Source organism: Streptomyces sp. NPDC051776 (genome assembly GCF_040681345.1).
Taxonomy (GTDB): Bacteria; Actinomycetota; Actinomycetes; order Streptomycetales; family Streptomycetaceae; genus Streptomyces.
Map to the genome: position 1 here is coordinate 1 of NZ_JBFAYQ010000014.1, position 11,248 is coordinate 11,248.

8 protein-coding genes and 1 pseudogene are annotated in these 11,248 nt (G+C 73.0%); 5 read left to right on the top strand and 4 right to left on the bottom strand.

From position 1 onward, the window contains the following. Positions 1–237 precede the first annotated feature (237 nt). From AB0M26_RS13760 to AB0M26_RS13770, 3 genes are all read left to right on the top strand, one after another. Positions 238–552, top strand: a complete 315-nt coding sequence (locus tag AB0M26_RS13760; RefSeq protein WP_365259464.1) for a hypothetical protein — start codon at positions 238–240, stop codon at positions 550–552. Positions 553–815: 263 nt separating this feature from the next. Continuing rightward, complete coding sequence (locus AB0M26_RS13765; RefSeq protein ID WP_365259796.1) at positions 816–3,173, top strand: heavy metal translocating P-type ATPase; 2,358 nt, start codon at positions 816–818, stop codon at positions 3,171–3,173. Continuing rightward, the gene (locus AB0M26_RS13770) at positions 3,170–3,682 is read left to right on the top strand and encodes a copper chaperone PCu(A)C (protein ID WP_365259467.1); all 513 of its coding nucleotides are present in this window, start codon (positions 3,170–3,172) and stop codon (positions 3,680–3,682) included. Before AB0M26_RS13765 ends, AB0M26_RS13770 begins: the two co-directional genes overlap by 4 nt. Positions 3,683–4,049: 367 nt before the next feature. On the opposite strand, the pseudogene AB0M26_RS13775 reads toward AB0M26_RS13770, so the two are convergent. Next, positions 4,050–4,607 (bottom strand): annotated as a pseudogene (locus tag AB0M26_RS13775) (sigma-70 family RNA polymerase sigma factor); the annotation flags it as partial. 55 nt (positions 4,608–4,662) lie between these two features. Between AB0M26_RS13775 and AB0M26_RS13780 the strand changes: the two are divergent. Beyond that, positions 4,663–4,959, top strand: a complete 297-nt coding sequence (locus AB0M26_RS13780) for a zf-HC2 domain-containing protein (RefSeq protein WP_365259470.1) — start codon at positions 4,663–4,665, stop codon at positions 4,957–4,959. A gap of 252 nt (positions 4,960–5,211) precedes the next feature. Here the strand turns inward: AB0M26_RS13780 and AB0M26_RS13785 are convergent, their stop codons facing one another. From AB0M26_RS13785 to AB0M26_RS13795, 3 genes are all read right to left on the bottom strand, one after another. Further along, complete coding sequence (locus tag AB0M26_RS13785; protein ID WP_365259473.1) at positions 5,212–5,997, bottom strand: PE-PGRS family protein; 786 nt, start codon at positions 5,995–5,997, stop codon at positions 5,212–5,214. A 297-nt stretch (positions 5,998–6,294) separates the two neighbouring features. After that, positions 6,295–7,092 carry a TylF/MycF/NovP-related O-methyltransferase gene (locus AB0M26_RS13790; protein WP_365259476.1) on the bottom strand — a complete coding sequence of 266 codons (798 nt, stop codon included), beginning with the start codon at positions 7,090–7,092 and terminating at the stop codon, positions 6,295–6,297. A gap of 99 nt (positions 7,093–7,191) precedes the next feature. Then, the gene (locus AB0M26_RS13795; RefSeq protein ID WP_365259479.1) at positions 7,192–8,205 is read right to left on the bottom strand and encodes an NADP-dependent oxidoreductase; all 1,014 of its coding nucleotides are present in this window, start codon (positions 8,203–8,205) and stop codon (positions 7,192–7,194) included. Positions 8,206–8,682: 477 nt separating this feature from the next. Here AB0M26_RS13795 and AB0M26_RS13800 point away from each other — a divergent pair, with 477 nt between their 5' ends. After that, complete coding sequence (locus tag AB0M26_RS13800) at positions 8,683–11,076, top strand: SpoIIE family protein phosphatase (RefSeq protein ID WP_365259799.1); 2,394 nt, start codon at positions 8,683–8,685, stop codon at positions 11,074–11,076. Positions 11,077–11,248: the final 172 nt, after the last annotated feature.

Consider the following 11,248-nt stretch of genomic DNA (forward strand, 5'->3'; position numbering starts at 1 on the left):
CGGGCCTGCCGTCCGGGCCTGCCGTCCGGGCCTGCCGTCCGGGCCTGCCGTCCGGCGCCTCCCCAGGGAGTCGCCTGGGGAGGCGCCGGAGTTCCGGGCGGCGGGAACGACATTTCTCACGCCGTCCGCGGCCCCGATTCGCCGCCTGCTGAAGGCGGCCGCCTGCCACCATGGCGTGCCGAGCGGGGCTCGTGCCACCGGCCCCGCTGCCTCGTGATCACCCGTACAGGAGGGGCGATGCCTCCCACCTCGCGTCGACCGTCCGTCGTTGCGGCACGCGCACATATCGAACGATTCCTGCCTGCGCCGTCGGTCCTCGGCTTCGCGCTGCTGCTGGTGCTGATGTTTGCGGTCTCCTACGGCGCCGGCACCTTGGCCGGACCGGTCGCTCCGGCCATGCGCCCCGCGAGCGACGGAGGGAGCGGGGGAGGGGCGCCCGGTGGCGACATGCCCGCTCCGGGGCAGCCGGGAGAAGATCACGACGGCAGCGGCGACATGGGCGGCATGCACGGGATGGGCGGGCACGCCACGGTGCAGGGAGGCGGGCGGTGACAGCCCGGCCTGCGCGGTCCCGTGAAACCGCGCCCGCACTCCCCGCGCGGCCCGCGCCCGCGAACCCCGTGCCCGCGGACACTGTGCGCCCCGGGCGGGCGACGGTGGATACCGCGCCTGTGAACCCCGCGCCCGCGAAGCCCGCGCCCGCGAAGCCCGTGCCCGCGGACCCCGCGCCCCCCGGGGCCGCGGCGGTGGAGTCCGTGCCCGTGCGCGATACGGACGAAGCGTCTCCCGTATCCACCGACCTCGTCATCGGCGGCATGACCTGCGCGGCCTGCGTCGGCCGGGTCGAGAAGCGGCTCGGGCGCATCGAGGGGGTCACCGCGAGCGTCAACCTCGCCACCGGGCGGGCCCGGGTCCGTCACCCCGCCGGTCTGGCGGTGGACGCTCTCATCGGTACGGTCGAGGCCGCGGGCTTCACGGCGGAACTTCCCGACCCGCCAACCGCGGAATCCTCGGGGCTCGGCCCCCGGACCCCTGAACGCCGGAGCACCGGACTGCCGTCCGCCGAGTCCGCCGGGCACCCCGCCCCCGCCGAATCGACCGAGTCAACGGAATCGAGCGAATCCGCCGAAGAGGCGCGGCAGCGCGAGGAGCGCCACCGTCTGCTCATCACCGTCCTGCTCGCCGTCCCTGTGCTCGTCCTGTCCATGGTCCCCGCCTGGCAGTTCCGCAACTGGCAGTGGCTGTGCTTCGTACTCGCCGCGCCCGTCGCCGTCTGGGGCTCATTGCCCTTCCACGCCCGCGCGCTGCGCGGACTGCGCCACGCCACGGCGACCATGGACACCCTCGTCTCCCTCGGCGTCGCGGCCTCCTTCGGCTGGTCCGCCTACGCGCTCTTCTTCGGCGGTGCCGGAGCACCTGGCATGACCATGCCGTTCTCGCTCCTGCCGTCGGCCGGATCCGGCACCGCCCACGTCTATCTCGAAGCGGCGGTCGGGGTGCCGCTGTTCGTGCTCGCGGGGCGACACTTGGAGACACGGGCCCGGCGTGGCACCGGATCCGCGCTGCGCTCGCTGGCCGAACTGGCCACCAAGGACGTGGCCGTACGCGAAGGCGGCACCGAACGCCGCGTCCCCGTCAACGCGTTGCGGGCCGGCGCCCGCTTCGTCGTACGGCCCGGGGAACGCGTTGCCACCGACGGCGTCGTGACCGACGGGAGTTCCGCGCTGGACGTCTCCCATGTCACCGGTGAGAGCCGCCCCGTGGAAGTCGAGCCCGGTTGCGCGGTCGTCGGCGGCTCCGTCAACTCCGGTGGTCTGCTGGAGATACGGGCTACCGCCATCGGCGCGGATACCCAACTCGCCCGTATCACACGGCTGGTGGAGGACGCGCAGACCGGCAAGGCGCGCGTACAGCGTCTCGCCGACGCCGTGGCGGCCGTCTTCGTGCCCGCCGTCCTCGCCGTCTCCGTCACCGTCCTCGGGTTCTGGCTGGGGGCGGGAGCGGATCCGCAGGCAGCGGTGACCGCGGCGGTCGCGGTCCTCGTCGTCGCCTGTCCCTGCGCGCTGGGCCTGGCCACGCCGACCGCGCTGCTGGCCGCCACGGGGCGCGGCGCGCAGCTGGGCATCCTCGTCAAGGGCCCCGAGGCCCTGGATCGGCTGCGCCGCATCGACACGGTCGTCCTGGACAAGACCGGCACGCTCACCACCGGCCGGATGAATGTCACCGACGTCACCGGGCGGGGCGGCGACCTGAACGCGGACAACGCACTGCTGCTTGCGGCCGCCGTGGAGCACGGCTCCGAGCATCCGCTGGGGCGTGCGGTGGCCGCCCGCGCCCGCCGTCTGCAGGGAGGTCGGCCACTGCCGCCGGTCACCGGATTCGAGTCCGTCCCGGGCACCGGGGTCCGGGGCACCGTCGGCGGCCGCCGCGTCGCCGTGACCGGGCCCGGCGAGGCGGAACTCCTTCCCGCACCGCTCCGCGAGGCGGTGGAGAGCGCCGAGGAAGCCGGGCACACGGCGGTGCTCGTCAGCGTGGACGACGCGCCCGAGGCCGTCGTCGCCATCGGCGACACCCTCCGGCCCGATGCCTACCGCGCCGTCGAACACCTACGGCGCCTGGGGATGCGGCCCGTCCTGGCCACCGGAGACCGTCCGGCAACCGCTCAGGCCGTCGCCGCGCACCTCGGCATCGGCGACGTCCACGCCGCGGTGCTGCCGGAGGACAAGGCGGCTCTCGTCGCCTCGCTGAGGGAGCAGGGGCATCGGGTCGCCGTCGTCGGGGACGGAGTGAACGACGCGGCGGCACTGGCACACGCCGACCTGGGCATCGCCGTCGCCGGAGCCGCCGATGCCGCGATCGGAGCCGCCGACGTCACTCTCGTACGCGAGGACATCCGGGCCGTCGCCGACGCCGTACGCCTGGCGCGTCGCACCCTCGGCACCATACGCGCCAATCTGGCCTGGGCGTTCGGCTACAACCTCGTGACCGTCCCCCTGGCCGCCGTGGGCCTGCTCAACCCGATGATCGCGGCCGCGGCCATGTCGGCCAGCTCCCTGATCGTGGTCGGCAACAGCCTTCGACTGCGCGACTGGAGACCGGAGCGCGGCCCGTCCGGTGCGCGCGGTCCTCACCAGGGCGCCGCGCGGCTCGACCGCCTGCGGGAGCAGCCGTGACCGAACACCCCGCCCCTGCACCGGCGATGGTGTACCGCGTCCTGAACGGAGCCGGTGTGCCGGCGGCCCTTGCGGCACTGCTGGCCTCTGCGCTCACCCTGGGAGGCCTGGTGGCCTGGACGGCATCCGGCGGGGCGGGGAAGGGGCAGGAGATCGAGGTCTCCGACGCCCGGATCTACCTGCCCGCGAACCCGGCCACCACCGCGGCGTTCTTCACGATGCGGAACACCGGGGAGACGGCGGACGAACTCGTCGGCGTACGGTCCTCGGCCGTGGGCTCCTCGATGCTGAGCAAGGCGGTGGAGAAGGACAACGCCCAGACGATGCGCATGGTGCCGAGCGTCCCCCTTGCAGCACGTTCCACGCTGCGCATGTCGCACTCGACTGTGGACGTCATGGTCCGGCCGGCGCCGCGCCTGAAGCCCGGCGACCGGGTGCGGTTCACCCTCCAGTTCCGCCGCAACCCGTCGATCGAGGTGGAAGCGGTCGCAGTCCGCCCCGGATCGTAGCCGGGCCCGCGCGCTGGGAGCGCCGGGGGCCGCACGCGCGCCGGCGTCGTACGGCCCCCGGCCCGCGGGCTCAGGAACCGCTGCCCGCGAGAGCCGCAACCCGGCGGTGGTACGGGGCCGCCGAACCATCCGTGACCGGAGTCCCGGCGGCCGCCTCGCCCGTGACGGACGCCCCGGTGCCCGAGGTCCCGGAACCCGGCGCCCCGGTGCCCGCTCGACCGGTGTCCGAATCCCCGGCGAGTCGCGAGGCGGCGGATCGTGAGGCGGCGGATCGCGGCTGGGCGGGCTGCGCGGCGGGGGATCGCGGTCGGGCGGGCTGCGCGGCGGGGGATCGCGGTCGGGCGGGCTGCGCGGCGGGGGATCGCGGTCGGGCGGGCGGTTCCTCCGCCTCGTCGAGCAGCGCGATGAGCGCCTCTCGCGCCCGCGACACCCGGGAGCGCACCGTCCCCACCGGGCATTCGGCCACCGAGGCCGCCTCGGCATATGGCAGGCCCAGCAGCTGCGTCAGCACAAAAGCCTCGCGCCTCCCCGCGGGCAGGGCGGACAGCAGTTCCGACAGGGCCACGCCCTCCTCGAACCCCGGGAGCCCGCGTGGCTGCGCGCGCTCGGCGGCCGACTGCCAGTCCTCCACGCCCGCGAGCCGCGGGCGCGCGGAGTGCGCCCGTATCCGGTCGGCCACGGTCCGCCGCGCGATCGTCAGCAGCCAGGTCCGCGCCGAGGAACGGCCTTCGAAGCCGGGCAGGCTGCGCAGCGCCCGCAGATAGGTGTCCTGGACGAGGTCGTCGGCGGCCTGTGCGTCACCGCTGAGGTGGGTGACATAGCGACGGACGTCGAGCTGCGTGCCTCGTACGAACTGCTCCACCGCGTCCCGGTCACCGGACCGGGCGGCCAGGGCCCATTCCGTGACCCGTGCGTCGTCACGCATGGCCCGCCTCCCCGGCACACCGCTGCTCCCGATGCGGTTCGGCGAGAATGAGCCCATGCCGTGTTCCCGTTTCCGTACCGCGCTCTCCGCCCGCGCCGACGACGAGGCGTTGCCGCCGGACGTCACCGGCCCGGCCGTCGACGCGCACGTGGGAGCGTGTTCCGCGTGCCGCCGATTCGCGGACGGGATCTGGCGCCTGCGGGACACCGTGCTCGCCGGGCTCGCGCAAGGCGACGACGGGAGCGAGGGGGACCCGGCCGTCACGGACGTCGTGCTCGCGCGCGTACACGCCCAGACGGACGGCCGTACGGGCGCGAGGAACGGCGGCTCCGGCGGTACGCGAGCCCGCTGAGGACGTCGGGGACGCCTGGGATGGTGAGGTTGTTGGGGGCGTCGAGGAACGGGTGCGTCCGCGCCGCTGCGCGGTGGCCTCGACGGGGAAGTGCGGATCCGGATGCGTCTGTTTCCGAGCAGGGTTGGTCATCGTGTGGTCCTTCGCGTGCACCGGCCCGCGCCGCACGGGGGCGTGACCGGTGAAGACGGACGGCCGGACGCGGGCGCGTGCGACGTCCCGCGCCTCCTGGCCGATGGCTCCGTGCTGCCGTCAGGCGGCAGCGAGGACGCGACGCGGCGGCCCCCGCGAGGTAATGGAGTGAACGAGCAGAAACAGCCGCAGGGGACGCCGTACGACCCTGACACGCCCGCAGCCGCGCGGAGGCGGTACGTGCGTGCGGACGCGCACGGCGAGGGCGAGCGGGGCGAACAGCCGCGCGGACAGGGCGCGAACGAGCTGGAAGGCGGCCCGCTCGCCCCACGACAGCCACAGGGCGCCCAGAAGGGCGAGCACCAGGTGCAACGTCAGCATGGAGGCGGCGCCACCGGGCAGTCCAATGGAGCCCACCACATGCGGCAGACCGGCCATGCCGCCCGTGTTGTCCATACCGGCCATGGCGCCGGTGTTGTCCATGCCGGCCATGGCGGTGCTCCCCGCCATGTGGCCCGCCTCATGGCCGTGGCCGGAACCGCTCATCGTGCCACCGTGCGCCGTGGTGGCCGGAGTTGACGTACCGCAGAGCAGGAACGCCGACCATTGCCGCGCGAGGGCGGGGGCGCCGCCCTGGGGCGCCGGGTGCATCACGGCCTGGGCGAAGGAGAAGACCGCGTGGAGGACTCCCTGCGCGCCCACGGCCGCGGCCCCGACCGGAAGCGGGCTCCGTTCGCGGCGCGTCAGACGCCATGTCGCGGCCGCCGTCGCACAGAACGCACCGCTGACGGACCACCAGGGAAGGGGGGCACCCGACACAGTCGCGTGGCCCAGTGCGGCGAACAGCACACACACCGCGGCGAACACCGCTGTGCGCAGCGCTCGCAGAACGGTCCCTCTCCTCATGGTCCGCTCATCGTCGCATTCCGCGCCGGCGCGCGGACCCCGGGGGGGCCGCAACTCCTCACGAGAGCACCCATGGCCCCTGTATACGAACGGAGGACACTCGGTCATTCACGCGAAAAGCACGGGGGTCATCACGGTGTGGGGTCGTGCGGGCACCCGGTTGTGTGCCCGGGCGGGCGGGGCGGTGTGTGCGCGGTGGATTGTGTGTGGTGGTGTGTGCGCGGTGGATTGTGTGTGGTGGTGTGTGCGCGGTGGTCGTGCGAGCCGACCGATGCGCGCGGCCGCGAGGCCCCGGAGCTAAGGCTTGACGGCGATACGGCCCTCGTCCATCCGCAGGAGCAGCAGCCGAGCGCCGGTCTCCTCCAGGAACTCGTCCACCGCTTCCCGCGACCCCTGCCACCAGCCGTAATCGTCGATGAGCAGGACGCCGCCGCTGACGAGACGGGGGTAGAGGTGGGCGAGTTCGTGGCGCGTCGAGGCGTACCAGTCGGTGTCCAGCCGCAGGATCGCGATCTGCTCCGGTGCACCGGACGGGACGGTGTCCTCGACCTTGCCCTGGACGTAGTGGACCCGGTCCTTGGGGTAGGGCACCTGCTCGAAGCCCTGCCTGACGTCGTCCAGGGTGGCGACGGCCCAGATGGGGGCGTCCTTGCCGCGGCGGGCGAGGAGGTCGGAGGCCATCTCGCCGTCGCGCCGGCGGTCCTTCTCCGTGGGAGGGGGCATGCCCTCGAAGGTGTCGAAGAGGTAGAGGTCGCGGCTGGTGTCGCCCGCCGACGCGAGCGTGCGCGCGGCCGCCTGCATACTGCCGCCCCGCCAGACCCCGCACTCGACGACCGAGCCCGGGATGCGGTGCCTGGCGACGTACCGGCAGGCAAGGATCAGGGCGTTTAGCCGCTCGGGCGAGGTCATGGTGTACGGCCGGACGGCGCCGATGATCTCGCGGGTCTCGTCGTCGTAGTCGGCCGGCAGCTCCGGACCGCTCGGCGGCGGGGACGCCGGGCGCTGCGGTGCGGGAGGTGCGGGCGGCGAGGAACGTCGCAGTTCGTAGCCGGTCAGCTTCCCGAGGTGCCGGTTGACTCTCCTCTTCCAGCTCATGTCCCCGAAGCTAACCCGTGGCGCCCCGGCTCGCAGACCCGCGGTCGCGCCCCGAGGGCGGACCGGCCGAGCCGCCCCTGTGCCCGCCGCGTCGGTCCGCTACGCGTCCGCCACCTTCAGGACCAGCTTGCCGAGGTTCTCTCCCCTGAACAGGCGGAGCAGTGTGTCGGGGAAGGCCTTCACACCGCCGTCCACGACGTCCTCCTTGGTCCGCAGCTTTCCGGCGGCCAGCCATTCGGCCAGCCGGGCGGCCGCCTCCGGGTAGCGGTCCGCGTAGTCGAACACCACCATGCCCGTCATCGACGCACGATTGACCAGGAGCGACATGTAGTTGGTCGGCCCCTTGACCGGCTCGACGCTGTTGTACTGCGAGATGGCGCCGCAGATGACGATGCGGGCCCCGCGCGCCAGACGGGTGAGAACGGCGTCCAGGACGTCTCCACCGACATTGTCGAAGTAGACGTCGACGCCGTCGGGCGCGGCCGCGCGCAGCGCCTTGCGGACGTCCGTCGACTTGTAGTCGATCGCGGCGTCGAACCCGAGCTCCTCGACGATCGTGCGGCACTTGCTCGCGCCGCCTGCGATGCCCACCACCCGGCACCCCATGATCTTGGCGATCTGCCCCACCACGCTCCCGACGGCGCCTGCCGCACCGGACACCACCACGGTCTGCCCGGGCTCGGGGCGGCCGATGTCCAGCAGCCCGAAGTACGCCGTCATCCCGGTCATGCCGAGCGTCCCCAGGTACACGGGCAGCGGGGCCAGGTCCGGATCGACCTTGATCACGCCCGTGCCGTCGCTCAGGCAGTACTCCTGGACGCCGAACGAGCCGTACACGTGGTCGCCGACGGCGAAGTCGCCGTGGCGCGATGCGATGACCCGCCCCACGGCGCCCGCCCGCATGACCTCGCCGATCTCCACGGGACGGATGTAGGACCTGCCCTCGTTCATCCAGCCCCGCATGGCCGGGTCGAGCGAGACGTGGGTGATTTGCACGAGCAGTTCGCCGTCGCCCGGCTCGGAGACGGGCTCCTCGACCAAGTCCCAGTCCGTGGGCCTGGGCAGGCCCACGGGACGGGCGGCCAAGCGGACCTGGTGGTTGGTGCGGCTCATCTCGGCGGCTCCTCGACTGTAGGCGGTGTCACACCGACTGGTCGGTATGCATTTCTGAGGCTAGCCGGAGCGCCGGGAGGGGGCAAGGTGCCGAGTCCGCCGGAGCGGTCAGCGCCGGTCGTCCGCCCTGCCCCGTCGCGAGTGCGCCGGGCACGGCGAGGGAGAGTGCGGGGCCCGTGGACGCCGGGCGGGACGGGTGCGCGAGCCGAGCATTCCGCGCGCGGAAATTGCGCGAGTCGCGCAATTGCGAACCGGATTTATTGGGTGTTCCATGCGAAACAGGGTGTGTATTTCGCGCATCGAGTAATCCCGGCCGAGCTGTTTCCTTCCCGTTCGAAGTGGATCCGCGAACAATGGGAACCGAGTACGAAAGAGCCGGGGCGACAGCCGGGGGCGACATATGGCAGGGACGGACGGGCGGCGATGAGCGGATCCGGAGCGGAGCCCCGCGGGGGTCCTCGTAGCCCCTTCGACGTGATGCACGCGGCCACCGCCGTGGTGGACGAGCGCGGCATCGTCGAGCGGTGGAGCCACGGTGCCGAGGAGCTGCTCGGCCACCGTGCGGAGGACGTCGTGGGCCGTCCGGTCGCGGAACTCCTGCCCGACGGGGACACCTTGGACGCGGTGCGTGGCCGCCGTAAGGAGGGAGACGGCTGGAGCGGTCAGGTGACGGTCCGCCACCAGGACGGCCGCCGCCTGTCGTTGGCGTTCCGGGCCCGCCCGTTGTGGGGGGCGGGTGACAGGCCCAGCTGGCTCGTCGCCGTCACGGACGTGGCCGGGCTGCTCGAGTGGGAGCGCGAACAGGCCTTCTACCGCGGGCTGTTCACCCAATCTCCGATCGGTATGGCCGTTGTGGACGCCGACTTGAGGTATCTGGTCGTCAACCCGGCGCTGGAGGACATGGACAGCACGCCGGCCGACGAGCACGTCGGCCGGCTCCTGGGCGAAGTGGTGCCGGGCGTCGACGCCGCGCTGGTGCAGCGCGAGGCGAAAAAGGTCCTTGAGACGGGCGAGCCCCTGGAGACCTACGAGACCATGAGGCCGGGGCCGGTGAAGACCGGCCCCGGTTCGTCCGCACGCCACAACCGCATCCGGTTGTGGCGCATCCAGGACCAGTCGGGCGAACCCCTCGGCCTGTGCCACACCGTCTTCGACGTCACCAGCCACCATCGGGCCAGAGAGCGGCTCGCGCTGGTCAACGAGGCGGCCGGATCCATCGGCACCACTCTGGACCTCGACCAGACAGCCCGTGAACTTGCCGAGTTGCTCGTCCCGCGGATGGCGGACTTCGTCTCCGTCGACCTGCTGGACGCCGTGGTCCGCACGCAGGAGCTGCGGCCGGGACCGGTCAGCGCCGCCGCGGCGCTGCGCCGGGTCGCGCACCAGTCCATCGAGGAGGACGCCCCCGAGACCGTCGTGGGGCCCGGCCAGCCGACGCGCTACCCCGTAGGCTGGGCGTCCATGCAGTGCCTGGTCACCGGCCGGCCCGCGCTGAGAGCCGTGGTGGATCTGTCGGCCCCCTGGGTCGGCAAGGACATCGTCCGGGGCACGCGGATGCGCGAGCTCGGCATCCACTCGGCGATGGCCGTGCCCCTGCAGGCCCGCGGCATCACCATGGGCGTCGCCACCATGTACCGCTGGAAGAACCCCGACTCGTTCGACGAGGACGATCTGCTGCTCGTCGGCGAGTTGAGCGCCCGCGCGGCCATCTGCATCGACAACGCACGGCGCTTCTCCCGCGAGCACAGCGCGGCCCTGACACTGCAGCGCAGCCTGCTGCCGCGTGATCTGCCGGAGCAGAACGCCGTGGAGGCGGCCTACCGCTACCTGCCCGCCGATGCCCAGGCCGGTGTCGGAGGCGACTGGTTCGACATCATCCCGCTCTCCGGCGCCCGGGTTGCGATGGTCGTCGGTGACGTCGTCGGCCACGGCCTCCACGCGGCCGCCACGATGGGCCGGCTGCGTACCGCCGTCCACACGCTCGCCGACCTGGACCTGCCGCCCGACGAACTCCTCGCCCACGTCGACGACTTGGTGGTCCGGCTCTCCGACGAGGCGGAGAAAGCGGGATCCGGCTACGGCGGCGACGTGATCGGCGCGACCTGTCTGTACGCGGTGTACGACCCGATCACCCGCCGGGCCACGATGGCGCGGGCAGGCCACCCCTCCCCTGCGATCGCCCACCTCGAAGAACCGGTCGAGCTGCCCGACATCCCCGCGGGCCCCCCGCTCGGCCTCGGTGGACTGCCCTTCGAATCGGCCGAGTTCGAGCTCCCGGAGGGGAGCGTCATCGCCTTCTACACCGACGGGCTCATCGAGGCCGCTGACCGCGACGTCGACGTCGGCTTCGAGCGGCTCTACTTCGCGCTGGCCCACCCCGACCGCCCGCTGGAGGAGATCTGCGACACGATGGTCCGGACGCTGCTGCCGGACCGTCCCCACGACGATGTCGCCTTCCTCGTCGTCCGCACCCGCTGCCTGAGCGACGACGACGTGGTGTCCTGGGAGCTGGACGCCGACCCCGCCGTCGTCGCCGACGTCCGGCACAGGGCGGGGCGGCAGGTGGCCGCCTGGGGGCTGGAGGAATCGGCGTTCACGACCGAGCTGATCGTGAGCGAACTGGTGACCAACGCGGTCCGTTACGGCGTCGGGCCGATCAATCTGCGCCTGATCCGGGACCAGAACCTGATCTGCGAGGTCTCGGACAAGAGCAATACCTCACCCCATCTGCAGCGCGCGCGGACCACCGACGAGGGCGGGCGCGGCCTCTTCCTCGTCGCGCAGTGCGCCCAGCGCTGGGGGACCCGCTACACGGCGGAGGGGAAGACGATCTGGGCCGAACAGCCGCTCCCGCGCACACGGCACCGCTGAGGGTCACTTCGGGCGGAACGGGACCGGTGGGCCCCGGCCAGGACCGGCGGCACGCACGAGTTCGACCGGCGGCGCCACTTCCTGCTTTCGGGCCTGCGCCGGCGCGCGGGGCCCGGGCAGGCGGACCGGCTTGCGCCAGGAGCTTCCCCTGTGCTCCGTCGCGGCGGTCCTC